The 24,521-nt window shown below is 74.0% G+C and carries 25 protein-coding genes; 19 read left to right on the top strand and 6 right to left on the bottom strand.

Annotated elements, in window-relative coordinates:
* The 8 genes from ABT369_RS00765 to ABT369_RS00730 are packed head-to-tail and all read left to right on the top strand — an operon-like array spanning position 1 to position 7,767.
* Positions 1 to 966: a thiamine pyrophosphate-dependent dehydrogenase E1 component subunit alpha gene (locus ABT369_RS00765; protein WP_350609183.1), complete on the top strand. Its 966-nt coding sequence runs from the start codon at positions 1 to 3 to the stop codon at positions 964 to 966.
* Entirely contained in the window at positions 963 to 1,991 is a 1,029-nt protein-coding gene (locus ABT369_RS00760) for an alpha-ketoacid dehydrogenase subunit beta (protein ID WP_350609181.1), read from the top strand. Before ABT369_RS00765 ends, ABT369_RS00760 begins: the two co-directional genes overlap by 4 nt.
* Before the next feature lies 1 nt (position 1,992).
* Positions 1,993 to 2,763 carry an SDR family NAD(P)-dependent oxidoreductase gene (locus ABT369_RS00755; protein WP_350609179.1) on the top strand — a complete coding sequence of 257 codons (771 nt, stop codon included), beginning with the start codon at positions 1,993 to 1,995 and terminating at the stop codon, positions 2,761 to 2,763.
* A gap of 11 nt (positions 2,764 to 2,774) precedes the next feature.
* The gene (locus ABT369_RS00750) at positions 2,775 to 4,406 is read left to right on the top strand and encodes a class I adenylate-forming enzyme family protein (protein ID WP_350609177.1); all 1,632 of its coding nucleotides are present in this window, start codon (positions 2,775 to 2,777) and stop codon (positions 4,404 to 4,406) included.
* Positions 4,399 to 5,778 carry a condensation domain-containing protein gene (locus ABT369_RS00745; protein WP_350609175.1) on the top strand — a complete coding sequence of 460 codons (1,380 nt, stop codon included), beginning with the start codon at positions 4,399 to 4,401 and terminating at the stop codon, positions 5,776 to 5,778. Before ABT369_RS00750 ends, ABT369_RS00745 begins: the two co-directional genes overlap by 8 nt.
* The gene (locus ABT369_RS00740) at positions 5,775 to 6,698 is read left to right on the top strand and encodes a 3-oxoacyl-[acyl-carrier-protein] synthase III C-terminal domain-containing protein (protein ID WP_350609173.1); all 924 of its coding nucleotides are present in this window, start codon (positions 5,775 to 5,777) and stop codon (positions 6,696 to 6,698) included. Before ABT369_RS00745 ends, ABT369_RS00740 begins: the two co-directional genes overlap by 4 nt.
* Positions 6,699 to 6,724: 26 nt before the next feature.
* Positions 6,725 to 7,009, top strand: a complete 285-nt coding sequence (locus tag ABT369_RS00735) for an acyl carrier protein (RefSeq protein ID WP_350609171.1) — start codon at positions 6,725 to 6,727, stop codon at positions 7,007 to 7,009.
* The gene (locus ABT369_RS00730) at positions 7,006 to 7,767 is read left to right on the top strand and encodes a beta-ketoacyl-[acyl-carrier-protein] synthase family protein (protein ID WP_350609169.1); all 762 of its coding nucleotides are present in this window, start codon (positions 7,006 to 7,008) and stop codon (positions 7,765 to 7,767) included. Before ABT369_RS00735 ends, ABT369_RS00730 begins: the two co-directional genes overlap by 4 nt.
* Here the strand turns inward: ABT369_RS00730 and ABT369_RS00725 are convergent.
* From ABT369_RS00725 to ABT369_RS00715, 3 genes are read right to left on the bottom strand one after another with little or no spacing between them, the layout of a single operon-like run.
* Positions 7,748 to 8,356 (bottom strand): 4'-phosphopantetheinyl transferase family protein, encoded by a 609-nt coding sequence (locus ABT369_RS00725; RefSeq protein ID WP_350609167.1) that lies wholly within the window; start codon positions 8,354 to 8,356, stop codon positions 7,748 to 7,750. The genes ABT369_RS00730 and ABT369_RS00725 overlap by 20 nt on opposite strands.
* A complete protein-coding gene (locus ABT369_RS00720; RefSeq protein WP_350609165.1) occupies positions 8,353 to 9,591 on the bottom strand; it encodes an aminotransferase-like domain-containing protein in 1,239 nt (412 codons plus the stop codon). Before ABT369_RS00720 ends, ABT369_RS00725 begins: the two co-directional genes overlap by 4 nt.
* Entirely contained in the window at positions 9,591 to 10,697 is a 1,107-nt protein-coding gene (locus ABT369_RS00715) for an alpha-hydroxy acid oxidase (protein WP_350609163.1), read from the bottom strand. The genes ABT369_RS00720 and ABT369_RS00715 overlap by 1 nt, the downstream gene beginning before the upstream one ends.
* Positions 10,698 to 10,765: 68 nt before the next feature.
* On the opposite strand from ABT369_RS00715, the gene ABT369_RS00710 reads away from it, so the two are divergent.
* The 5 genes from ABT369_RS00710 to ABT369_RS00690 all read left to right on the top strand — a co-directional run bounded on the left by ABT369_RS00710 (position 10,766) and on the right by ABT369_RS00690 (position 15,311).
* Entirely contained in the window at positions 10,766 to 11,356 is a 591-nt protein-coding gene (locus ABT369_RS00710; RefSeq protein WP_350609161.1) for a GDSL-type esterase/lipase family protein, read from the top strand.
* A complete protein-coding gene (gene lipP1 / locus ABT369_RS00705) occupies positions 11,356 to 12,291 on the top strand; it encodes a LipP1 family hormone-sensitive lipase (RefSeq protein ID WP_350609159.1) in 936 nt (311 codons plus the stop codon). Before ABT369_RS00710 ends, lipP1 begins: the two co-directional genes overlap by 1 nt.
* Positions 12,292 to 12,371: 80 nt before the next feature.
* Complete coding sequence (locus tag ABT369_RS00700; RefSeq protein ID WP_350609157.1) at positions 12,372 to 12,749, top strand: cupin domain-containing protein; 378 nt, start codon at positions 12,372 to 12,374, stop codon at positions 12,747 to 12,749.
* Between the two features lie 77 nt (positions 12,750 to 12,826).
* On the top strand, positions 12,827 to 14,674 hold the full coding sequence (locus tag ABT369_RS00695) for a glycosyltransferase (protein ID WP_350609155.1): 1,848 nt from the start codon (positions 12,827 to 12,829) through the stop codon (positions 14,672 to 14,674).
* Between the two features lie 10 nt (positions 14,675 to 14,684).
* The gene (locus ABT369_RS00690) at positions 14,685 to 15,311 is read left to right on the top strand and encodes a class I SAM-dependent methyltransferase (RefSeq protein ID WP_350609153.1); all 627 of its coding nucleotides are present in this window, start codon (positions 14,685 to 14,687) and stop codon (positions 15,309 to 15,311) included.
* A 12-nt stretch (positions 15,312 to 15,323) separates the two neighbouring features.
* On the opposite strand, the gene ABT369_RS00685 is transcribed toward ABT369_RS00690, so the two are convergent.
* The 3 genes from ABT369_RS00685 to ABT369_RS00675 are packed head-to-tail and all read right to left on the bottom strand — an operon-like array spanning position 15,324 to position 17,737.
* The gene (locus tag ABT369_RS00685) at positions 15,324 to 16,124 is read right to left on the bottom strand and encodes an AfsR/SARP family transcriptional regulator (protein ID WP_350609151.1); all 801 of its coding nucleotides are present in this window, start codon (positions 16,122 to 16,124) and stop codon (positions 15,324 to 15,326) included.
* 6 nt (positions 16,125 to 16,130) lie between these two features.
* Complete coding sequence (locus tag ABT369_RS00680) at positions 16,131 to 16,781, bottom strand: polysaccharide deacetylase family protein (RefSeq protein ID WP_350609149.1); 651 nt, start codon at positions 16,779 to 16,781, stop codon at positions 16,131 to 16,133.
* Positions 16,778 to 17,737, bottom strand: coding sequence for a glycosyltransferase family 2 protein (locus tag ABT369_RS00675; RefSeq protein ID WP_350609147.1), 960 nt, complete (start codon positions 17,735 to 17,737; stop codon positions 16,778 to 16,780). The genes ABT369_RS00680 and ABT369_RS00675 overlap by 4 nt, the downstream gene beginning before the upstream one ends.
* A 276-nt stretch (positions 17,738 to 18,013) precedes the next feature.
* Between ABT369_RS00675 and ABT369_RS00670 the strand changes: the two genes are divergently transcribed.
* The 6 genes from ABT369_RS00670 to ABT369_RS00645 are packed head-to-tail and all read left to right on the top strand — an operon-like array spanning position 18,014 to position 24,365.
* A complete protein-coding gene (locus ABT369_RS00670) occupies positions 18,014 to 19,324 on the top strand; it encodes an aspartate aminotransferase family protein (protein ID WP_350609856.1) in 1,311 nt (436 codons plus the stop codon).
* Positions 19,318 to 20,334: an NAD-dependent epimerase/dehydratase family protein gene (locus ABT369_RS00665; RefSeq protein WP_350609145.1), complete on the top strand. Its 1,017-nt coding sequence runs from the start codon at positions 19,318 to 19,320 to the stop codon at positions 20,332 to 20,334. The genes ABT369_RS00670 and ABT369_RS00665 overlap by 7 nt, the downstream gene beginning before the upstream one ends.
* Positions 20,334 to 21,272, top strand: a complete 939-nt coding sequence (locus ABT369_RS00660; RefSeq protein WP_350609143.1) for a UbiA prenyltransferase family protein — start codon at positions 20,334 to 20,336, stop codon at positions 21,270 to 21,272. The genes ABT369_RS00665 and ABT369_RS00660 overlap by 1 nt, the downstream gene beginning before the upstream one ends.
* Positions 21,269 to 22,285 (top strand): glycosyltransferase family 2 protein, encoded by a 1,017-nt coding sequence (locus ABT369_RS00655; protein WP_350609141.1) that lies wholly within the window; start codon positions 21,269 to 21,271, stop codon positions 22,283 to 22,285. The genes ABT369_RS00660 and ABT369_RS00655 overlap by 4 nt, the downstream gene beginning before the upstream one ends.
* On the top strand, positions 22,282 to 23,298 hold the full coding sequence (locus ABT369_RS00650) for a glycosyltransferase family 2 protein (RefSeq protein WP_350609139.1): 1,017 nt from the start codon (positions 22,282 to 22,284) through the stop codon (positions 23,296 to 23,298). Before ABT369_RS00655 ends, ABT369_RS00650 begins: the two co-directional genes overlap by 4 nt.
* Positions 23,295 to 24,365, top strand: a complete 1,071-nt coding sequence (locus ABT369_RS00645; RefSeq protein ID WP_350609137.1) for an endonuclease/exonuclease/phosphatase family protein — start codon at positions 23,295 to 23,297, stop codon at positions 24,363 to 24,365. The genes ABT369_RS00650 and ABT369_RS00645 overlap by 4 nt, the downstream gene beginning before the upstream one ends.
* Positions 24,366 to 24,521: the final 156 nt, after the last annotated feature.

Below are 24,521 nucleotides of genomic sequence, written 5' to 3'. Positions count from 1 at the left end.
GTGACTGACGCCGCCGGGCTGTACCGGACCGTCCGCCTGATCCGCCGCTTCGAGGAGCGGGCCGTCGAGCTCGTCCGGGACGGCACGATCGTCGGCGGCATCCACCCGTACCTCGGGCAGGAGGCCATCGCGGCCGGCACGTGCGCCGCGCTGCGGCCCGGCGACGTCATCACGAGCACGCACCGCGGCCACGGGCACGTGCTGGCCAAGGGGGCGGACCCGGCGCGGATGATGGCCGAGCTGGCCGGCCGCGCCACCGGGCTCAACCGCGGCCGGGGCGGGTCCATGCACGCGGCCGACTTCTCGCTGGGCATCCTCGGCGCCAACGCGATCGTGGGCGCCGCGGTGCCGATCGCCACCGGGGCCGCCTGGGCCGCCCGCCGCGCCGGCCTGGACCGGGTCGCGCTGACCTACTTCGGCGACGGCGCGGTGAGCCAGGGCGTGGTGCTGGAGACGTTCAACCTCGCGGCGCTGTGGAAGCTGCCGGTCGTGCTCGTCTGCGAGAACAACGGCTTCGCCACCACCACCCGCCTCGCGGAGGCGGTGGCCGGCACCATCACCGGGCGCGCCGAGGCGTTCGGCATCCCGGCGTCCACGGTGGATGGTGCGGACCCGGAAGGTGTACTGGCCGCGACCCGCGTCGCCGTCGAGCGCGCCCGGGCCGGCGAGGGACCGTCGCTTGTGGAGTGTGTCGCCTACCGGTTCGACGCCCACCACACCTGGGAGCACGCGGCCCGGCCCCGCTACCGCACCGACGCCGAGGTCGCCGACGGCACGTCCCGCGACCCCGTGGAGATCCAGGGCGCGCGGCTCGACCCGGCCGATCGGGCCCGCATCGACGCCGAGATCGAGGACGTCCTGGAGGCCGCCGTGCGCTTCGCCAAGGAGAGCCCCATGCCGGACCCCGATACCGCCCTCGAGCACCTCTACGCCGACGGCCTGCGGGTGCGGGCGGGTGCGGCATGACGATCCTGTCGTACCTCAAGGCGCTCAACCGTGCGATCGCGTCGGAGATGGAGCGCGACCCGGCCGTGTGCGTGTTCGGCGAGGACGTGCGCGTCGCGGTGAGCAACGTGACCACCGGGCTGCACAAGAAGTTCGGGCCCGACCGGGTCATCGACATGCCCATCTCCGAGCAGGCGTTCACGAGCTTCGCCACCGGCGCGGCGCTGTCCGGGCAGCGGCCGCTGATCGAGTTCCAGATCCCGGCGCTGCTGTTCCTGGCCTTCGAGCAGATCGCGAACCAGGCGCACAAGTTCTCGCTCATGACCGGCGGGCAGACGCGGGTGCCGGTGACGTACCTGCTGCCCAGTTCCGGCTCCCGGGGCGGCTGGGCGGGCCAGCACTCCGACCACCCGTACAGCCTCTTCGCCCACGTCGGCGTGAAGACCGTCGTGCCCGCGACCCCCGCCGACGCCTACGGGCTGCTGGTGACCGCGATCCGCGACGACGACCCGGTGGTGGTCTTCGCCCCCGCGGGCGCGGTCGGCGTGCGGGCAGACGTCGACTTCGCGACGCTGGAGCCGATCCCGCTCGGGGTGGGCCGCGTCCACCGCGCCGGCGAGGACGTGACGGTGGTCGCGGTCGGCCATCTCGTCCACGACGCGCTCGCGGTCGCCGAGGAACTCGCCGGTACCGTCTCCGTCGAGGTCTTCGACCCCCGCACCCTGCACCCCTTCGACTGGGCGGGCCTGGCCGCGTCGCTGGAGCGCACCGGCCGGCTCGTGGTCGTCGACGACTCCAACCGCTCCTGCGGCATCGCCGGGGAGATCCTCGCCTCGGCCGCGGAGGGGATGCGCCTCGTCGCGCCCCCGCGCCGCGTGACCCGCCCCGACGGGGCCGTGCTGCCGTTCGCGCGCGAGCTCGACCTGGCACTGCAGCCCAGCCGGGCCCAGATCCGCGCCGCGATCGAGGACGTCGCAAAGCGCGCGCCGGCCGATTGGGTGCCCACCGACGAGGCATGTGTCATTGAGCTGGGTCAGGAGGCCTGACATGCCGGTCGCACTCGTCACCGGCGGCGGTGGCGGCATCGGGGCCGCGATCTGCGCGCGGCTGGCCGCGTCCGGCTATTCGCTCGTCGTCGCCGACCTGGACCTGGACGCGGCCGAGCGGGTCGCGAAGGAGTGCGGCGGCACCGCGGTGCGCGCCGACGTCGCCGACCCGGCCGGCAACGCGGACATGGTGGCGCGGGCCCTCGACACGCACGGCGCCCTCGACCTGCTCGTGCTCGCCGCGGGCATCCAGTCCGACGTGCCGCCCGATCCCGGCGTGGACCTCGCCCGGTACCGCCGCGCCCTGGGCGTGAACCTCGACGGGGTCGTGTTCGGCGTGGACGCCGCCCTGGAGGCCCTGGAGCGCTCCGGCGGGCAGATCGTCGCGGTCGCCTCGCTGGCCGCGCTCGGGCCGGAGCAGGCCAACCCCGTCTACGCGCTCACCAAGGCCGCCGTCGTCGGCTACGTGCGGGCCCTGTCGACCCCGCTGGCGCCGCGCGGCGTGCGGATCAACGCGCTGTGCCCCGGGTTCACCGACACCCCGTTCCTGGGCATCACCGGGCGCCTGCTGCGCAAGCAGAAGATCCCGCTGCTGAGCCCGGACGAGGTCGCCGCCGCCGTCGAGGCGGTCGCGGCCGGCGCCGGCACCGGCGAGGCCTGGGCGCTGATCCCCGGCCGCCCCGCCGCCCGCCACGAGTTCCCCGCGTTGCCGCCCGCCCTGCGCGCCGACGGCACCGAGGTCGTCCTGAAGCCCTTCCTGTCGGCGAAATAGAGGGAGACACCATGGCTGCTGCGAACATCCGGGCGGCGCTCGCCGCCGACCCGAGCGTCGGGGCCGGCAACGTGCTGCACAAGCTGATCGAGCACGGCGCCCCGCTGGACGGGCCCGGCATGGCGTTCGACACCCCGGTCGACGGGTTCCCGGCCTGGCACCCGCTCACCCTCGGCGAGCTCTACACCCGAGCCGCGGCCCGCGCCGCGTGGCTGCACGCGGCCGGGATCCGCCGCCGCGACCCGGTCGCCATCTACGTGAGCGGCGCCGCCGACTGCTTCCTGAACTGGATGGGCCTGACCTGGCTCGGCGCCATCCCGGCCCTGATGAACCCGAACATTCCCGGGGACATCGCGGCGGAGTACATCCGCAAGCTGCGCGGCGTCGCGCTGCTCACCGACGCGGCCCACCGCGAGCGGCTCGAAGGCCAGGACCTGAACGGCCTCGCCGTGCACGACGTGGCGGAGACCGGCACCGCCGACCCGGCCGACGCGCCCGTGGCGTTCAAGCACCACGCGGACGACCCGATCGCCATCACCCACTCCTCCGGCACCACCCGGATGCCGACCGCCGTCGTGCACTCGCACGCGAGCCTGTTCCACGCCACCCGCCGCATCCGGCTCAGCGGCCCCCGCGCCCAGGGCACCGAGCGCATCCTCAGCGCCCTGCCCGCCCCGCACGCGGCCGGCATCATGACCATCAACCACGCCCTGAGCAACCGCTCGGAGCTGGCGTTCCTGTCGCGGCAGGACGACGGCGCGGCGGTGCTGGAGGCGATCGAGCGCTGGAAGCCGACCGGCGTGTTCGGCTTCGCCGTCACCTGGGCCGAGCTGGCCCGCTTCGACCTGGAGGCGCACGAGCTCGACTCGGTGTCGCTGTGGTTCAACACCGGCGACTGCGCGCACGAGCCGCACATCCGCAACCTCGTCAACGCCGGCACCCGCAACGTGGTCACCCGCGAGGGCGTGCGGCGGGTCAAGGGCTCCAGCTTCGTCGACGGGCTCGGCTCGACCGAGATGGGCCACAGCGCCTTCCACATCACCCACCGCAGCGACACCGAGCGCTACGGCCGCTGCGTCGGCGTCCCGCACGTCTTCGCCGACGTCGCCCTGCTCGACACCGAGTCCGGCGCCGAGGTGCCGGTCGGGTCCGTCGGGCACTTCGGGCTCAAGTCGCCGACGCTCGCCCCCGGCTACTGGAACGACCACGTCAACACCTACCGCAACCGGCTGGCCGGCTACTACCTGACCGGCGACCTCATGTACCGCGACGAGGAGGGCTACTACTACCACGTCGACCGGGCGGTGGACTCCATCGACCTCGGCGGCGGCGAGTGGCTCTACACCGCCATGTCGGAGGAGCGGATCCTGCGGGCGGTGCCCGAGGTTCGCGACTGCACCGTGGTCTCGGCCCGCACCCCGGAGGGCTCCGTCGTCACCGACGTGCTGCTGTCCCTGCACGCCGGGGCCGACCCGGCGGCGGACCACACCGAGGCGGTCCGGGGCGCCCTGACCGCGGCCGCGGGCGCGACGCTGCGCAAGGTCGTCGTCTTCGGTGAGGACGACATCGTGGTCGGGCCGACGGGGAAGGTGCGCAAGTTCCTCATGCGCCAGCGGCACCTCGCCGCGATGGCGCATGCCTGACACGGCGACGGCCATGGCCACGGCCGCGCGCGCGGTGCCCGGCGCGGGTGCGCCCGGCATCGCGCCGGCGCCCGTGCGGCGGATCCCGGTGCGGTTCACCGGCGACGGGGCCGGGCTGGGCGAGCTGTCGTGGGGCCAGCGCGAGATCTGGCTGACGATGCTGCGCCAGCGCTCCTGGCTGCCCATCGGCGGCTGGTCGCGGCTGGCCCCGGGCACCACCCTCGCCGACGTCGCCGACGAGCTGTGCTGGATCATGCGGCGGTACCCGCCGGCGCGCACCCGGCTGCGGTTCACCGCCGGCGGACGGCCCCTGCAGAGCGTGGCCGACCGCGGCACGATCGGCCTCGACGTGTACGACTGCCCGGACGACGCCGACCCCGAGGCGTTCGTGATCGCGCTCGACGCGCGGGACCGGGCCCGCCCCTTCGACTTCGTCGAGGAGTGGCCGGTGCGCATGGCCGTGGTCCGGCACCGGGGCGCGCCCACGCACCTGTCCACGGTCATGCCCCACCTGGTCACCGACGGCCTCGGCGGGCGGCTGTTCCTGGCCGAGGTCGCCGGCCGCGCCGACGCCGATCCCGACACCGGCCTGCCGCCCCTCGAGCAGGCGCGGTGGCAGTCGAGCGACGCCGGGCAGCGCCAGAACGCCAAGGCGCTGCGGCACTGGGAGCGGACCATCGCCCGCCTCCCCGCGAAGCCGGCTCCGGCCGCCGGGCGGTCCCTGCGCGGGGAGTTGCGCACCACCGCGCTGCCGCTCGCCGTGCACGTGCTGTCGGAGCGGGCCGACGTCGACTCCTCGCAGGTGCTCATGGCGCTGCTCGCGCAGGCGCTGCCCGGCGACGGGCCCGCGGTGCTGCGGCCGATGGTGAGCAACCGGTTCCGGCGCGGGTTCGAGCGGGTGGTCGCCATGGTGGCCCAGCGCGGCATCTGCGCCGCCGACGTCGCCGGGGAGCCGTTCGCCGAGGCGCTGCGGCGGGTCGGGGTCGCGGCGATGGCCGCGTACAAGTACGCCTACGTGGACCCGGACGCCGTCGCCGCCCTGTACGAGCGGGCCGGGGCCGACCCCGACGCCGGGCTGTGGTGCAACGACCGCCGGATCGCCACCCGGCAGGGCTTCAGCGGGCCGGTGCCGGACGCCGCCGCGCTGCTGGCCGCGGCCCCCGGCGCCCTGCGCTGGACGGTCGAGCAGGACGACCCGTTCGACCCGCTCAGCGTCGACATCGACGACGACGGTGAAGACTCCGGCGGGCTGCTGCTGACCGTGTTCACCGACACCGCCCGCCTGTCCGCCGCCGGGGCCGAGGCGATGCTGCGGCGGGCCGAGGAGCTCGCCGTGCGGGAGGCGATCGCGATGCTGGAGGAGACGCCATGACGACGCTGGCCGGGATCGGCACCTTCGTGCCCGAGGCGCGGGTCTCCATCGAGTCCTACGCCGAGGAGTTCGACCTCACGCCGATGCAGGTGCGGGTGTTCCGCCGCTACCACAAGCTCGGCTCCGCGGCCCGCTCGGACGAGTCGCTGACCGGGCTGCTGCGGCTGGCCCTGGAGGACCTCGCGCTGAGCGAGGAGCAGAGGGTCCGGGTCCGGTACGTGCTCTACGCCCGGACGTTTCCGGTCGTCGTGCCGTACCCCCGCAATCCCCTGCACGACGCGCTCGCCGCGGTGGGCCTCGGCCACGCGCAGGCGTTCGCGGTCGGGCAGCAGGCGTGCGCGTCCGGGCTGCTGGCCATCGACCTCGCCGGGCGCCTGCTCGCGGCCGATGGCGACGACGGGCTGGCGATCGTGCTGGCCGGGGAGAAGGCGTTCACCGGCGAGGCCCGGTTCGTGCCGGAGACGTCGATGTTCGGCGAGGGCGCGGCGGCCTGCCTCGTGGCCGCGTCGGGCGAGCGGGACCGGCTGCTGGCCTACGTGGCCCGGCTGCGCGGCGAGTTCGACGGGGACCTCGACGAGGTCGCGCAGGAGTTCCAGCGCATCTACCACGACGCGCTCGGCGAGGCCGTCACGGCCGCGGTGGCCCGGGCCGGGCTCGGGCTCGACGACATCGCGGTGATCCTGCCGCACAACGTGAACCAGGTCGCCTGGCAGCGCACCTGCAAGCGGATCGGGTTCCCGCTCGATCGGGTGCTGCTGGAGCACGTCGCCGCCATCGGCCACGTGTTCTGCGCCGACGCGTTCATCAACCACCGGACCGCGGTCGAGCGCGGCCTGCTGCGGCCCGGGGACCGCTACGTGATCGCCGCCGCCGGGGCCGGCCGCGGCGCCACGTTCTCCGCCATGGTCTTCGAGCACTGATCAGCCCGCACTCTGGAGGAACTGCCGTGTCCGACACCGCGACCATCGATCCGGCGCTGCGCGAGCACGTCGTGGAGACGATCTGCGCCCTGCTGCCCCGCGTGCTCAAGCGGGAGGTGCCCGACGCGTCCGAGGGCACCACGCTCATGGACGACCTGGGCATGAGCTCGACGACCGGCCTGGAGCTGGTGCTGGAGCTGGAGGACCGCCTGGAGCGGGAGATCAGCGTCGAGGACCTCGGCCGCGACGACTTCGAGACGGTCGGGACGCTCGCGAGCTACGTCGCGGGCAACCTGCTGGACGAGGAGTGAGCCCAGTCTGGGGTCTGCGGCGCGCGGTGGCGCGGCGCTTCTCCGAGCCGGCCGGGCAGGCCGGCGACCCGGGGCACGCCACGCGCCTGGCCACCTACCTCGGCGACCTGCTGGAGCCGTACGCCCTGGGCGCGCCGGGCGGCATGGCGGGCGGGCAGTCCTACGGCGAGATGGCCGCGGCGCTGCTGCCGCGGGAGCCGGTGGACGCGCTGGTGCTCGCGTACGACATCCCCGACGTCGAGCCGGGCCGCGCGACGGCGACCTGGCTCAGCCACGTGTGCCCGGGCGGCCCGATGGCCCTGTCCGTCTCGGACCAGGGCCGCGCGGGGGCGCACACCGCGCTGCGGCTGCTGCGCGACTACGCCTTGTCCGGCACGTACGAGCGGGCGCTGCTCGTCGTCGCCGAGCAGTCGGTGCTGCCCTACGAGCCGGGCGTGCCCGCCGAGGTGCCGGCCGAGCACTGCGCGGTCGCCCTGCACCTGGGGCCGTCCACTGTGGAGGTCGGGCGGCCGCGGATCGTGCGCGGGGCCGGCCCGCACGACGTGGTGGACCTGCTCGGCGAGGTCGGCGACGCGACCGTCGTGCTGGGCGGGCACCTCGCGGGCGTCGGGGTGAAGGCCGACCGGGTCGTGCTCGCCGATCCCGCGCAGCCGATGACGGGCGTCTGGGAGGCCCTCGCGTCGGTGGACGGTCCCGCGGTGGTCGCGGACTTCGACCCGGCGCTGGGGTACCTCTGCGTCAGTGCCTTCGGATGCTGAACGGTTCCGGGCCGGCGAGCGCGACCGCGGCCCGGAATCCGTCCGGCGCCGCGAGGTCGGCGAGGGTGTAGCCGGTACCGTCGTGGGTGACGGCCGGCGGCGGGTCCCCGGCCACGGGCAGCAGCAGGCCGCGGGTGAGCCGGTCCCCGGCCGCCTTCACCACCGCCTCCTTGCGCGCCCACAGCAGCGCGAACGCCTCCGCCCCGCGCGCGGCGACGAACTCGGCCTCGGCGGGCGGGAAGAACCGGCGCGCCATCGCCGCGTAGTCGAGCCCGGCGACCGCGTCCTGCAGGTCCACGCCGACGGGCCGGGCGTCCGTGACCGCGATCGCCGCCCACTCCCCCGCGTGCGACAGGTTCACCTGGCACGGTTCGCCGGCGAGGTGCGGCTTGCCGTTGGGGCCGCGGCTCCAGCGCACCGCGCCGACCCGCGGCTCGAGGATCCGGCGCAGGGCCGAGTGCGCGGCGTCGAACCGCCGGCGGTCCTCGGACAGGCGCAGCGCGTCGCGCCGCCGTAGCTCCTCCGCGTCCAGTGTGGACTCGAACGGGGTGCGGGTGTCGACCAGCCAGACGTCGACGACCGCGGTCACCGCAGCAGCAGGGCGGCCAGGCGCCGCACGCCCTCCTCGATCCTGGCCGGCTCCAGGGCGCTGCAGGACAGCCGCAGCGCCCGTTCGCCGCCGCCGCCGACGTAGAAGAAGCGCATCGGGGTCCAGAGCACGCCGTAGTCCTGGGCCGAGCGCTCAAGCAGCTCCTCGGACGCGTCGGCGGGCACGTCGCAGACGACGAAGAAGCCGCCGCTCGGGCTGTTCCAGCGCACCGGGGTGCCCGCGAAGTGGCGCTCCAGCGCGGCCAGGAGCGTGCGCAGGTTGTGCCGGTAGAACGCGATCTTCGCCTGGTTCACGGCGCGCAGGCTGTAGCCGGCGTCGATGAGCATGCCCCCGACGACCGCCTGGGACAGCGCGGAGGTGTTGACGGTGAGCATGCTCTTCACCGTCGACAGCTCCTCGGCGAGCAGGGTGTGCCGGCCGGCGGCGTCGACGACGGGCTGGTCGGCGACGAGGTAGCCGAGGCGGGCGCCGGGGAAGTAGGACTTGGCGAAGGAGCCGAGGTAGATGACCCGCTGGTCGTTGTCGAGGCTCTTGAGGGTGGGGCGGGGCTCGTCGTCGAGGCCGAACAGCCCGTAGGGATCGTCCTCGAGGATCAGCAGGTCCTCGTCGGCGGCCGCGGCCAGCAGGGCCCGCCGCACCGGCACGGGCAGCGAGACGCCGGAGGGGTTGGCGAAGTTCGGCACCAGGTACAGCGCGCGGGGGTTCTTGCCCCGGGCCCGGGTGGCCGCGGCGACCTCCCGCACGGTCTCGGGCCGCAGCCCGTCGGGCGACTCCGGCACGCCGACGACCTCGACGCCGAGGATGCGCGCGGCGCCGGTCAGCCCGACGTAGCACGGCTCGGCCGCGAGCACCACGTCGTCCGGACCGGCGCACAGGCCGCGCAGGGCGATGATCATCGCCTCCTGGCAGCCGGTCGTCACCATCACCGCCGCCGACGGGACCTGGATGTTCTCGTCCACCTCGAGCATCCGGGCGATGAGGTCGCCGATGTGGCCGTTCGTCCGCCCGTACTGCATGAGCACCGGCCGGTTGGCCCGGAACGCCTGCAGGTGCTTGTCGATGTCGGACGGCGTGTGGAACTCGTCGAACGGGCGCCCCGCGGCCAGCGAGATCGCCTCGGGATAACGCCCGGCGACCTCGTTGAGGAAGTTCATCGACGCCGATACCGGGTCGACGACCGACGTGTGCAGCTGCTCGCGGGACAACACCACCATCAGACGCCTCCTGTACGCACGAGCGAGCGGTCGAGGGCGTCCAGCGCCGGGCGGCCGGACAGCACCATGGCGTGCTCGAGCTCCTCGGTCATCGCGCGCAGGACCCCGGCCACGCCGTCGGCGCCGCCGGTCGCGAGGCCCCACAGCGGCGGCCGGCCCAGCAGCACCATCCGGGCGCCGAGCGCGAGCGCGGCGAGGGCGTCGGCACCGCGGCGGACCCCGCCGTCGAAGAGCACCGGGAGCCGGTCGCCGACGGCGTCGACGACCTCGGTGAGCGCGTCGAGGCTCGCGACGGCGCCGTCGAGCTGGCGGCCGCCGTGGTTGGACACCACGATCGCGTCGGCGCCGTGCTCGGCCGCCAGCACGGCGTCCTCGGCGGTCAGGATGCCCTTGAGCACCAGCGGCAGCCGGGTGCAGGAGCGCAGCCAGGCGAGGTCGGACCAGGTCAGCGTCGGGTCGAACGCGTCCGCGGTGTGCCTGGCGATCGCGGAGCTGCCGGCGTCGCGCTCGTGCGCGGAGGCCATCACGGCCGGGTCGATGTTGACCGCGGCGACCCCGCCGCCGATGGTGAAGCCGTTGCGCATGTCGCGCCAGCGCCGGCCCATGCGGGGGACGTCGACGGTGAGCATGAGGGCGCCGTAGCCGGCCCGCTCGGCCCGCTCGGCGAGGGCGCGCATCACGTCGCGGCGGCGCAGCCAGTACAGCTGGAGCCACAGCCCGGACGTGGACGCCTCGGCGACGTCCTCGATGGTGCGGCTGGCGAACATGCCCACGACGAACAGCGCCCCGGCCGCGCCCGCCCCGCGCGCGGTCGCGACCTCGCCCTCGGGGTCCACGAGCCGGTGGTAGGCGGTGGGCGCGACGCCGATCGGGGTCGCATACCGCGTCCCGAAGAGCGAGACGGTGGTGTCGGCATCCGGGACCCCGGCGAGCATCCGCGGGCGCAGCCGGACCCGGTCGAAGGCCCGCAGGTTGGCCGCCAGGGTGCGCTCGTCCTCGGCGCCACCCTCGATGAAGTCCCACACGTCCGGCTCGGCGATCCGCTCGGCGCTATGCCGGTAGTCCGACGCGGTGAGCAGTGGCGGCCCGCTTCGCACTGGTGTCACCGGCGGGGCCTCATAGGCAGTAGCCTATCGGTACCCCCGCCCGCTCCTCCATGAGCCGAAAGGCCTACATGGCACCGGAATATTCCCCCTGGCGGCGCTACTGCGCGCTCGGCGACAGCGTGGTCGAGGAGCCGGGCGGCTTCGCCGAGCTGGTCCGCGACGCGCTGGAGCCGGACGCGTTCGTCAACCTCGGCGTGCGCAACCTGCGCGCGGCCGAGGTCCGCGACGCGCAACTTCCACGGGCCCTCGCGTTCGCGCCGGACCTGGCGATGGTGGTGTGCGGCGCGAACGACGCGATGCGGCCCGGCTACGAGGCCCGCGCGGACGAGGTCGACGCGGCGTTCGCGGGCATCGTCGAGCCGCTGCAGCGCGCGGGCGCGACCGTCGTCACGGTCTCGGTGTTCGTCATGCGCGAGTACCCGCGGATGCCGGCCTGGCTCGGGACGGGCTTCGCGCGGCGCATGGCGGTGCTCGCGGAGCGCACCAACGCGCTCGCGGCCCGGCTCGGCACCGTGCACGCCGACCTGTCGCGGCACCCGGCGATCGCCGCCGGGGAGACCCTCACCGGCGAGGACGGGCTGCACGGAAACGCGCACAGCCATAGGATCGCGGCGGCGGCGGTGCTCGACCGCCTCGCGAGTCTGGAGGAGTTCCGCTGATGCCGCTCGACCCGCAGGTGCAGGCCATGCGCGACGCCAAGGAGCGCGACGCGGCGGCGCCGCTCTACACGATGAGCCTGGACGCCGCCCGCGCCGCCGACCTCGCCTCGATCCGGGCCGCCGGCGGCAGCCCCGAGCAGGTCCACGAGGTCACCGAGCACTGGATCGAGGGCCCCGGCGGCCGGCTGGTGGTCCGCGTCTACCGCCCCAGCGCCGCCCGGGACCTGCCCGTGCTCATGTACTTCTTCGGCGGCGGCTGGGTCCTCGGCACCGTCGACACCGCCGACGGCATCGCCCGCAGCCTGGCCAACGCGGCCGGCTGCATCGTGGCCGTGCCCGGCTACCGGCTCGCGCCCGAGCACCCGTTCCCGGCCGCGGTCGAGGACTGCTGGGCCGCGACCGAGTGGGTGATCGCCAACGCGGCCACGCTCGGCGCCGACCCGGCCCGCGTGGCCGTCGGCGGCGACAGCGCGGGCGGCAACCTGGCCGCGGGCATCTCCCTCATGGCGCAGGAGGCGGGCGGCCCGGCCCTCGCCGGCCAGCTGCTGGTCTACCCGAACACCGACCAGACCGCCGACGACGAGTCGATGCGCGCCAACGACGACACCTACCTGTTCAACCACCACTCGGTGGCCTGGTATCGCCAGCACTACCTCGCCGACCCTGACGACGCCTACAACCCGCTCGCCTCGCCGCTGCAGGCCGAGAGCCTCGCGGGGCTGCCGCCGGCGCTGGTCATCACCGCCGAGTACGACCCGCTGCGCGACCAGGGCGAGCGGTACGCGGCCCGGCTGGCCCAGGAGGGCGTGCCGGTCGCGGTGACCCGCTACGAGGGCATGATCCACGGGTTCTTCGCCATGGCCGGCTCGCTCGAGGCCGGCAAGGTCGCCCAGGCCCAGGCCGCGAAGCAGCTGCGGGTGTGGTTCGAGGGGTGACCCGCCTACAGCGCCGGGGCCAGGAAGACGAGGACGGCCACGGCCTGTGTACCTCGCGCACGACCGGGTAGCCAGCCCCCATGCCGATCACCACGCTCCAGGAGGTCTCGCCGCCGCGCATTCCGGACGGCGCGCACGCGATGACGATCGTCGTCGAGCACCCGCCGGGCTCCCCCGGCACGCCGCCGCACCGCCACTCCGGCCCCGCATTCGGCTACGTCCTGTCCGGCGAGATGGTCTTCGAGCTCGAGGGCTCCCCCGCCCGGGTGCTCCGCGAGGGCGAGGTCTTCTGGGAACCCGGCGGCGACGTCATCCACTACCAGGACGCCAACAACCGTCCCGATATCCCGGTCCGCTTCACGGTGACGATGCTCTGCGAGCCGGGCACGCCGATGCTCACCCTCGTCGACGAGGACGAACTCGCCGAGCGGGCCTCCTTCCGGGCCGCCCGGTCCTGACCGCTTCACCCGGGTGAACGCTGCGTAGTCAAGGTCGCGTCGAGGTCCGGTCGATGTGGCGCCGATAGCGTCGGGCCGTGCGCGTCTCAGTCATCATTGCCAACTTCGACAAGGAACGGTCGCTCGCGGCGTGCCTCGACGCGGTGTTCGCGCAGACGGTGCCGCCGGCCGAGGTCATCGTCGTCGACGACGCGAGCACCGACGGGTCACCGGCCATCGCGGCGCGGTACGACATCCGGCTCGTGCGGCTCGCGGTCAACCGCGGCGTGTCGCACGCGCGCAACCGGGGCGCCGAGCTGGCGACCGGGGACGTGCTGATGTTCGTCGACTCCGACGTCGCGCCGGCGCCGGACGCGCTGGCGAACGCGGTCGAAGAGCTCGAGCGGCACCCGTCCTGCGGCGTCGTGCAGGGCATCTACGCGGACCGGCCGATGTTCCCCGGTGGCGGGCCGGTCGCGGCGTACAAGACGCGGGCCGAGCACCACTGGCGCAGCCGCCGGGCGGGGGTCGTCGACGCGACGCTGTTCGCGATCACCGCGGTGCGCCGCGAGGCCTGGGCGGCCGTCGGCGGCTTCGACGAGTCGCTGCGCGACGCCGAGGACGTCGAGTGGGGCACCCGCCTGCCGGACGTGTGGGAGATCCGGATGAGCGCGGCGGTGGTCGGGTTCCACGACGACACCGACCGGCTGGTGCCGTACCTGCGGGAGGTGTTCCGCCGCGCCCGCACGTACGCGACGACGATCTCCGCCCCGTCCGTGCGCCGGCGCCGCGGCATCGACGTGGCCGCGGTCGCCACGATGGTCTCGGCCGCCCTGACCCTGCCGGGGATCGGCCTGGCGCTGTGGCGGCCCGCGTTCGCGTTCGTACCGGTCCTGGCGCTGCTGGGCTTCCTGGTGCTCGACCGGTCCGTGCTGCGCTACGGGCCCTCGTTCGTGCTGATCCGGTACCTCACCCACGTCGTCGAGTTCGCCGGCATGGCGCTCGGCACCCGCCGCCTCCACCAGGCGTTCACGGCCCTGTTCGGGGTCGCCCTGGCCGCGGGGCTGGTGCTGTTCCTCGGCGCGCAGGACTGGGCCCCGGCCCGCGACCTGGCCGGGCACCTCGGCGCCGCGCGCGTCGCGGCCGTCCTCGGCCTGGCCGCGCTGCTCAACGCCGCCGGACTGGTCCTCGGCCTCGTCTCCTGGCGCGCGCTCTTCGCCGACCTGGGCGCGCGGGTGAGCGGGTGGACGTCGAGCCGGCTGTTCTTCGTGGGCTTCCTGACGAAGTTCCTGCCGGGCCGCTTCATCGCCCTGCCGGTCCTGCTGCGCATGGGCCGCGAGGTGGACGTCGGCCCCGTGCGGCTGGCCGGCCTGTTCGTCCTGAGCTGGGGCGTGGTCGCGCTGACCGGCCTGACCGTGGGGATCGCCGCGGGGCCGGGCCTGGCCGGCGGGCGCTTCGGCTGGCTGCTGCTGGCGGCCGTCCCGGTCGCGGCGCTCCTGGTTCGCCCCGCCCTGTTCAACACGGTCCTCGGGTTCGCCTCGCGGGTGCTGCGGCGGCCGCCGCCGGAGGTGCTCGCGTCGGACCGTGGCATGCGCCGGGCGCTGGCCGCGCAGACGCTGTCGTGGATCGTGTCGGGCCACCACCTGTGGCTGCTGGCGGTGGTGGCGGGCGCGCCCCCGGCCTCGTCGTACCTGCTGTGCATCGGCGGCTTCGCCGCGGGCGCGGTTGCGGGCGTGGTGGTGCTGGTGGCGCCGGACGGCCTGGGCGTGCGCGAGGCGGTGGTCATGGTCGGCCTGGTGACGGTGCTGCCGTTCTCGGTGGCGACGTCGGTGGTCCTGGCCAGCCGCCTGGTCTGCTCCCTGAGCGAAATGCTGGTCGGCGCGGGCGGCCTCGTGACCGCCGAGATGATGCACCGCCGCCGGCCCGCCCTGAACGTCCCCACGTAGAGGAGTCCCCGTGCTGAACGCCGTGCTGGCTCGCGTGTCGCGTCTGCTGCGCGCCCCGGTCGAGCGCTACATCCGCCCCAACCCGCGCATCAACTCGATCGTCTGGGACCTGCAGTACAAGCTGGGCTTCTGGCGCTACCTCGACCGCCTCAGCGACGGCGAGATGCCGCTCGCGCTGGTCGAGACCTGGGCCCCGCGGCCCACGATCCTCGACCTCGGCTGCGGCAGCAGCGCCAACATGCCCCTGCCCGCGGGCCGCTACCGCCACTACCACGGCGTCGACGTGAGCCGGGCCGCGATCGCCCAGGCCCGCCGCCTCGGCCGGCCGCACACGTCGTTCGAGGTCGCCGACATCCGCACGTTCACGACGGACGAGCGCTACGACGCGATCCTGCTCCGCGAGGTGCTGTACTACCTCACCCCGCAGGAGTCCCGCGACCTGCTGCTGCGCCTGCCCGGGCTGCTCAGCGACCGCGGGCGGATCGTGGTGCAGATCCACTCGGTCGAGCAGGCGCGGGACGTGGTCGAGCTCGTGCGCGGCTGCGGCGTGCCGGTCGACCGCGAGGTTCCGGCGCGGCTCGGCGACGGGCCGTCCGGCGCGTTCCTGCTGCTCAAGTCGCCCGTGGTCAGGGCCTGACCCGGCGTGCGCTCAGGCCGGGATCCGGCTGTTCCACCACGGGCGCACGCCCACCGGCTCGCTGCGCAGCAGGCGGCGGTGCAGGTCCTGCAGCTGGTGGCCCGGCTCGACACCGAGCCGGTCCGCCAGCGTCACGCGCGCGTCCTGGAAGGCGGTCAGCGCCTCCGCTCGGCGGGAGGACTGGCCCAGGGCCACCAGCAGCAGCTCCCACAGGCGCTCGCGCATCGGCTGCTCGGCCAGCATCCAGCGCAGCTCCGAGACCAGGTTCTCGTCGTCGCCGAGCAGCAGCCGCACGCCGGCGATCTCCTCGAGCACGTCCTGGTGCAGCTCCACGAGCCGGGTCCGCTCGCCGAGGGCGAGGGGGCCCGTCGCCTCGTGCAGGGGCGGGCCGCTCCAGCGGGCCACGGCGGACTGGAACGAGACGAGGGCGTCGGGCAGGCGACCGGCCGCCCGGGCGGTGCGCGCCCGGCGGATGTCCTGCTCGAACAGGTTGACGTCGATGGCGGACCCGGGCAGCACGAGCGTGTAGCCGGGCCGGGTCGAGCACAGGACCGTCGCGCGGGAGGGCTTCTCCCGCACCGGCTCCAGCGCGCGGCGCAGCCGGCCGATGTAGGTGTGGACCATGTTCTCCACGGACGTGGGCCGGCGCGGGCCCCAGACGGCATCGACGACCTGCGCCACCGACATCACCATGCCGGAGCGCAGGGCCAGCACGGCCAGCACCTCCCGCTGCCGCGGCGTGCCCAGGTACAGCGCGGCGGGACCGCGGCGGGCCCGGACGGGACCTAACAGCGAGATCGAAAGATCAGACACAGCCGCTCACCCCAAAGTCGCGAAGGTCAGGCCCCGCGCGCGCAGGCGCGGGAGCACTTGGGCGAGCGCGGCGATGGTCTGCGACCGGTCGCCGCCCCCGTCGTGGCAGAGCATGATGTGGCCCGGGCGGCTGCGGGACAGCACGCGCTCGATGTGCGCGGTGCCGGGGCTGCGCCAGTCGCTCGGGTTGACGGCCCAGTCGACGGGGGTGAGGCGGTGGCGGGCCGCGGCGCGCAGCACCGCCGGTGACCAGTTCCCCGAGGGGGCGCGGAAGACCCGCGGTACGACTCCCGTCGCCTCGACGACCGCGTCCTGGGCGCCGGCGATCTCGTCCTCGATCGAGCCGGGGGTGAGCGCCGCGAACGGGTGCGGGTGCGTCATCGAGTGGTTGCCCAGCACGTGACCGGCGTCGGCGACGCGGCGCGCGAGGTCGGGGCGCTCCCGGACGCGGTCGCCGATGAGGAAGAAGGTGGCCCGGACGTCGTGGCGGGCCAGCAGGTCCAGCAGCGGCGGGGTCCACTCGGGGTGGGGGCCGTCGTCGACGGTCAGCGCGACCGCGCGCCCCTCGACCCGGAAGACGGGGCCCAGCCGCGGTCGCAGGACGCCCAGCGCCCGGGCCGCGAACCACGCGTAGTGCAGGACCACGGCCGGCTTCATGCGGGCTCCAGCAACGGCGACGGGCGTAGCGCGCCGACGAGCGCGCCGGCCAGCACGGACCAGACGACCAGCAGGTGTACGGCGAAGAAGTACACCGCGAAGGCGGGTCCCCGGTGCCGCACCACGAACCGCAGCAGCCCCGGATCGGCCACGACGAACCCGAGGAACGCCAGCAGCGGCGCCCACGCCCAGAACGCGGCGAGCGGCAGGGCCAACGCGGTCAGGCCGGCGAGACCGACCGTGGCGAGCGAGTTCGCCCGGATGCCGGCCGGGCCACGCTCGTGCCGGGCGACCGGCAGGAGCAGCTGCGAGCGGCGGAACTGTTTGCGCAGCAGCGCGAGGAGCCGGCTGTCGTCGTCGTGCCGGCACACCATCGCGGGGCTGAGCACGATCCCGAGCCGGGCCGGCATCCGGTCGCCGACCTCGACGTCCTCGGACGCGCGCAGCCGCTCGTCGAAGCCGCCGACCTCGTCGAAGACCGACCGGCGGATCGCGCACACCGCGAAGAGGGTCGTGCGCACGCGCCCGGCGTGCTTGAGCCGCCAGTAGTGGCCGTGCAGCAGGCGGTACGCCTCGACCGGCCCGTCGTCGAAGAGCGGCCGCAGCGAGTAGATCCCGTGCACGCAGGCGACGTCGGGCTCGTCGCGCAGGATGCGCAGGGCCACGGCGAGCGCGTCGGGCTCGGGCGCGCAGTCGGCGTCGAGGAAGAACAGCACGTCGCCGCGGCTGGCGCGGATGCCGGCGTTGCGCGCCGCGGCCGGGCCGCGGTTCTCGGGCTGTTCGACGACGGTGGCGCCGAAGGCGCGGGCGATCTCGCGGGTGCCGTCGGTGGAGCAGTCGTCGACGACGATCACCTCGGCGACCGGCTCCCGCTGGGCGCGGACGGCGGCGAGGCACGCCCCGAGGGTCTGCGCGCTGTCGAAGGCGGGCACGATGACCGACACATCCGGTCGCATGATCAGAACTCCTTTTTAGAACAAAAGGACATTCACGCTCATGGCTGCATTGCCGAACCCAAAGTATCGGCCCGATCACGACCCGGGCAAGCGTTGCGGTGGGTAGTCCAGATCGGGTACAGGGTCGATTCAGGAACGATTCCGATCCCGTCGAGGTGCCGTCAGTACGGTCGCGGCATGTCCAACCTGATAGGTCTGCGGGAGTGCGAGCGGCTCACCGTCCGGGAGACGCACGAGCTCTACCGCCGCTACGTGAACGCCAGCCAGGTGAGCCTGATGACGTCGTTCGGGTTCGGCCGGGAATTGGTCGACCGGGCCGAGGGCGCGTACCTCGAGCAGCGTGACGGCCGCCGCATCCTCGACCTCACCGGGGGCGTCGGCGTGCTCAACCACGGGCACAACCACCCGCGCATTCTCGCCGCCCGGCGGTACTTCGCCGAGCAGCGGCGCATGGAGGTGCACAAGACGTACTTCTCGCCGTATCTGGCCGCGCTCGGGCACAACCTCGCCCAGCTCCTGCCGGGCGACCTGAACATGTCCTTCCTGCCGAACTCGGGCGCCGAGGCGGTGGAGGGTGCGGTGAAGCTGGCGTACAAGTACCATGGCGGGCGGCGCGGCACCATCCTGCGCGCGGATATCGGATTTCACGGAAAACTGCTCGGCTCCGGCGGGCTGACCGGGCAGCCGCACTTCGATTTCCCGACAATCCCGGGAATCGCGACATTCACCTACGGCGACATCGATTCGGTGCGGGCCGCGATTCGCGAGCACCCCGGCGACGTCTACGCGCTGATCGTCGAGCCGTTCAGCGCCTCGACGATGTCGTGGTGCGACGAGGGGTTCCTGCGTGAGGTACGCCGGCTGTGCACCGAGCACGAGATCGTGCTGATCTTCGACGAGATCTACACCGGCTGGGGAAAGACCGGCGAGCTGTTCTATTTCATGCGGTACGACGGACTCATCCCGGACGTGCTCACCACCTCGAAGGCGTTCGGCGGCGGCAAGTCGTCGATCTCCGCGTTCGTCGCCCGGGAGAAGATCTTCCGCAAGGCCTACGACAATCTCGGCGACGCCCTGCTGCAGTCGACCAGCACCACGTACTACGGCTTCGGCGAGGAGTGCGCGACCGCGATCGAGGCGATCAACGTCGTGGTCGAGGACGACTACCCGGCCCGGGCGCGCGCGATCGGGCGGGTTCTCGAGCCCGGGCTGCAGCGGCTGGCGAAGCAGTACCCCGACGCGGTGAGCCACGTCGCCGGGGCGGGCGCGCTGTGGGGCGTGTTCATCGACGGCGGCCCGGCGCTGCTGGACCTCGTGGCGAGGCTCGCGCCCGGCGGGATGAACAAGGACCCCCGGTTCAAGACGAAGCTCATCACGTGTGCGGTGATCAACGCGCTGTACCGCGACCACGACATCTTCGCCTACTACACCCTCAACGGACTGAACCCGCTGGTGCTCGGCCCGTCGCTGGTCACCGACCTCGACGACGTCCAGCGCGGCGTCGACGCGCTCGGCGAGGTGCTCGGCCAGGGGCTCACGCGCCTGGTGACCCGGTTCATCGCGCAGAAGGTCGGGAACCTGTGGTAACCGTCGTCACCGGCGCGGCCGGCATGCTCGGGTCCCGGCTCGTGGAGCGGCTGCGCGCCGACGGCCACGACGTGCGCGGGGTGGACCTGCGGCCCGCCCCGACCGTCACGCTCGTCGGCGACGTGCGCGACCCGGCCGCCATGGCCGCGGCGGCCGCCGGCGCCGACGCGCTCGTGCACTGCGCCGCGGCGCTGCCCAGCTACCCGGCCGACGAGATCCGCTCGATCATCGTCGGCGGCACCACCAACGTCCTCGACGCGGCGGCGGCCGCCCGCGTGCCGAGGGTCGTGCACGTGTCCTCGACGGCCGTCTACGGGCTGCCCACGGTCGTGCCGACGCCGGAGTCGTACCCGCGCAGCCCCGTCGACACCTACAGCCGGGCGAAGGCCGCGGCCGAGGAGGTCGCCGAGCGCCACCGCGCCGGCGGGATGTGCGTGGCCGTCCTGCGCCCGAAGACGTTCCTCGGGCCGGGCCGGATGGGGCTGTTCGCGATGCTGTTCGAGTGGGCGGAGGAGGGGCGCAACTTCCCGGTGCTGGGCCGCGGCGACGTGCGCATCCAGATGTTCGCCGTCGAGGACCTCGTCGACGCGGTGGTGACCGTGCTCGGCGCCCCGGCGGACGCCGCGAACGACACGTACAACCTCGCCGCCGCCGAGTTCGGGACGCTGCGCGAGGACTTCCAGGCGGTGCTCGACGCGGCCGGGCACGGCAAGCGGGTCGTGTCCGTGCCCGCCCGCCCGGCGCTGCTGGCGCTGAAGGGCCTGCAGAGCATGAAACTTTCCCCGGTGTACGGGCGGCTGCTGCACAAGCTCATGGCGGACTCGTACGTGAGCATCGACCGGGCCCGGGAACGCCTCGGCTTCGAGCCGCGCCAGTCGAACCGCGACGCCATCCTGGCCACCTACGCGTGGTGGCGCACGCAGAAAACGCTCACGTCCACGTCCAAGGGCCGCACCAGCCGGGACCCGTGGCGGCAGGGAGCCCTGTCCGCCGCGAGGGTCTTCTTCTGATGTCCGCCGAAGGGGCCGCCGTCGAGCTTCCCGCCGCGCCCGCGCTGGCCGGGCAGCTGGTGCGGCTCGCCCGCCCGCGCCAGTGGGCCAAGAACCTCCTCGCCGTCCCGCTGGCCCTGCTCGACGCCGGCCCGACCTGGGCCGGGGCGGCCAAGGCGGGCTGGGCGGTCGCCGTGTTCACGTGCGCCGCCGTGCTCGTCTACATCGGCAACGACATCAGCGACCGCCGCGCCGACCGGCTGCATCCGACCAAGCGGCACCGGCCGATCGCCGCCGGGCGGATCTCGGTGCCGGTGGCGGCCGGGTTCGGGGCTTTGGTGGCGGTACTCCTGGGCAGCCTGCTGCTGCTCGGCCCACCCGTGCCGGCGTGGCCGGTCGCGGCCTACCTGCTCGTCAACGTCGCCTACAGCCGCTGGCTCAAGCACGCCGCGCCGCTGGACATCTGCGTCGTGGCCTCCGGGTTCGTCCTGCGGGTGCTGTACGGCTACGGCGCGGTCGGCGCCCCCGTGTCCCTGCCCCTGCTCAGCGCCGTGTTCACCGGCTGCCTCGTGCTCGTGCTCGGCAAGCGACGCCACGAGCTCGGCACCGCCGGGCCCGAGCACCGCCCCGCCCTGGCCGGGTACACGCTGCCGCTCACCGACCAGCTGCTCGGGCTCAACCTCGCGCTCACCGCCGGCGCGTTCCTGCTGTACCTGGCCACCGACGCGCCCGTCGACCCCTACCGGCAGGCGGTGCTCGCCGTCGCCGCGCCCGCCGGGCTCTTCGCGGCGTTCCGGTACCTGCAGGCGATCCACGTCCACCGGGCCGGCGGCGACCCGGTCCGGGCCGTCCTGCACGACCGGCTGATCGTGGCCAGCGCCTGCGTCGTCGGCCTCGTGCTCGCCGCCGCCATCACCGCGCACCACCACCCGACCCTGCTGACCTGGATGGGACCATGACTCTCGCCCTCCCACTCGTCTCGGTCATCGTGCCGAACTACAACTACGCGGGCGCCCTGCCGCTGTGCCTGCAGGCGTTGCGCGACCAGACCTACCCGAACCTCGAGGTGATCGTCGTCGACGACTGCTCCACCGACGACTCCCCCGCGGTCGCGGCCGGGTTCGGGTTCCGCGTGCTGCGCACCCCGCGCAACGGCGGGCCGGCGGCCGCGCGCAACCTCGGCGCCGAACACGCCGGCGGCGAGATCCTGTTCTTCGTCGACTCCGACGTCGCCGCCAAGCCCGACGCCGTGGCCAACGCCGTGGAGCTGCTGCGCTCGGACCCGGCGATCGGCGCGGTGTGCGGCAACTACGACCCGGTGCCGCTCATCCGCGACAGCCTGCTGGAGGAGTACCGCTGCCTGCAGCAGTCGTACTGGCTCATCGCCGACGAGGGCCGCATCACCACCCTGTACACGGCGCTGCTGGCGATCCCGGCCGGCGTGTTCCGGGAGATCGGCCCGTTCAACCCGCGGCTGCGCGAGACCGAGAACGCGGACTACGGGCGGCGGCTCGCCCAGCGGTACGAGATCTGGCTCTCCCCCCGCGTCCGCGGCGTGCACGACCACGACCACGACCTCGCGACGCTGGTGCGCAAGGTGTTCGTGCGCACCGCCCTGCACATCCCGATGTTCATCCGCAAGCCCACGTTCCCGGGCGGCATCACCAGCGGCCCGCGCGCCTGGGTGAGCATCGCCGCGCTGCTCGCGGTGCTGTCGGTCGCGCTGCCGGTGCTGCTCGGCCCGGTGCTGTGGCTGGTGCCGGCCGCGTTCCTGGCGCTGTTCGTGGCCGGGGACCTGCCGATGCACCGGTTCGTGGCGCGGTTGCGATCACCGGTGTTCCTGCTGTACTTCGTGACGATGCACTTCCTGCTGAACCTCGTGATCGCGGCCGCGGCCATCGCGGGCGTGCTCGCCTGGCTCTGGTCGGCCCGCTTCCGCAACCTGTACGAGGTGCCGGAGCTGGCGCGATGAGCGAGCCCCTCGTCTCGGTCATCGTGCCGAACTACAACTACGCCGAGTCCCTCGATCTCTGCCTGCGCTCGGTGCTCGACCAGACGTACCCCAACCTCGAGGTGCTCGTCGTCGACGACTGCTCCACCGACGACTCCGTCGCCGTCGCCGAGGGCCTGGGCGTGCGGGTGCTCAGCACCGGCACCAACGGCGGCTGCGGCAATGCCCGCAACGTCGGCGTCGCCGCGACCAGGGGCGAGATCCTGTACTTCGTCGACTCCGACGTCAGCCTCGCCCCCGACGCCGTCGCGACCGCCGTGCGCATCCTCGGCTCCGACCCGGCCATCGGGTGCGTGTGCGGCATCGAGGACCCGGAGCCGCTGCTGCACGACACCATCACGGCGCGCTACCGCGGGCTGCAGTACCACTACTGGTCGATCACGGCCGAGGGCGACATCACGTTCCTCTTCCCGGCCCTGTGCGCGCTGCGCCGCGACGTCTTCGACGACGTCGGCCCGTTCAACCCGGACCTGCGCCAGACCGAGGAGGTCGACTACGGCTACCGCCTCACCCGCCGCTGGCGGATGGTGCTCACCGCCGAGGTCCGCGGCCGCCACGACCACGACCACGCGCTGCGGGGCCTGCTGCGCAAGCTCTTCCACCGCGGCCGGCTACGGGTGCCGCTCTACCTGCGCGCGCGGCGCTTCGCGTCCGGCTTCGAGACGCAGTCCCGCGCGTGGGGCAGCCTCGCCGCCGCCGCGTCCCTCGTCACCCTCCCCCTGGCGCTGCTGAGCCCGTTCCTCGTGCTGCTCCCGGCGGCCCTGCTCGTGCTCTCGCTCGCCTGCGACGCCGGCATGTACGCGTTCGTCCTGCGGCGCAACGGCCCCGCGTTCCTGGGCCTCTTCGCGGCCGTGCACTTCGTCGTCAACGTCACCATCACCGCGGGGGTCGCGGCCGGGGCCGTGCAGTGGCTCGGCTCGCGCGCGTTCCGCCGCCTCTACGACCGCACCTTCCCGGCCGAGGCCACGGCGTGACGACGGTCCTCGACCCCGCCCCGGCGCCGGTCGCCGCCCGATCCCGGCCCGTGCTGCCGTTCCTGGTGGCCCTGTGGCCGGCCTTCGTGCTGGCCCACCTCGTCCTCAGTGGACGGTGGTGGCTCTGGCTCGTCCCCGACATCGTCCCGCCCCTGGTGTTCACCGCCGTCCCGGTCGTGCTCGCGGCCGGGGCGGCCCCCTTCCGCCGGCTGCGCCGCCCGGTGGCCCTGCTGAGCCTGGCCGCCCTGATCCCCGGCGTGTTCATCTCGGGCTGGAACGTCCCGGCCCTGTGGACGTCGCCCACCACGCCCCCGCCCGGCGCGCTGACCGTGTTCAGCTGGAACACCGAGTACTGGGACAGCGACGGCGGCCCCTTCTACCCGTTCCTGCAGCGCCAGCACGCCGACATCTACCTGCTGCAGGAGTACCTCAACGACGGCGACATCCCCACGCCCGTCCACGACCTGGAGCGCCTGCAGGCGGCGTTCCCCGGCTACCACATCGCGATCGCGGGCGAGCTGGTGACGGTGTCGCGGCTGCCGATCCTGCGCACGTACCCGCTGCCGGCCGACGTCCCCCTGACCGACACCGGCTGGGTGGCCGAGTTCGTGCGCGACAAGATCCTGCGCACGGACGTAGATTTGGGTTCCGGCCACGTCCTGTCGGTCTACAACCTGCACCTGCCGGTCCAGCTCTCCCCCGGCCTGAGCGTGTTCGACGGCGCCTTCTGGCGCACGGTGCGCGACCAGCACGCCCAGCGCGAGCCGCAGCTGCGCGCCCTGGCCGCCGACGTGTCCGCGAACGCGAACCCGATCCTGGTGGCGGGCGACTTCAACACGTCCCCGGCGATGGGCGACCTGCGCAAGGTCCCGTCCCGCCTGCACGACGCGGGCGCGCTGCTGCCGTCGCTCTACCCCGCCTCCTGGCGCGACCGCGACGGCCTGCCCCGCTGGTGGCGCCTGGACTGGGCGTACACAACCTCGGACGTACGCGTGCACTCCTACGAGTTCGGCCGCACCGATGGCCAGTCCGACCACAGCTTCCAGCTCCTGCGCCTCTCGGTGTGACGCTCCCGGCCGGCCACCCGGGTCGCGGCGACGTACAGGGCTTGCCTCGGGCAGCGGCACGTCACGCTGGTTCGCACGTCACGCTGGTTCGCACGTCACGCTGGTTCGCACGTCGCACCGGCTCGCACGTCGCACCGGCTCGCACGTCGCACCGGC

The sequence above is a fragment of the Dactylosporangium sp. NPDC000244 genome (genome assembly GCF_040300725.1).
GTDB lineage: Bacteria > Actinomycetota > Actinomycetes > Mycobacteriales > Micromonosporaceae > Dactylosporangium.
Note: the sequence above shows the minus strand (reverse complement) of the source record. Positions and strands in the feature narration are given on the sequence as shown.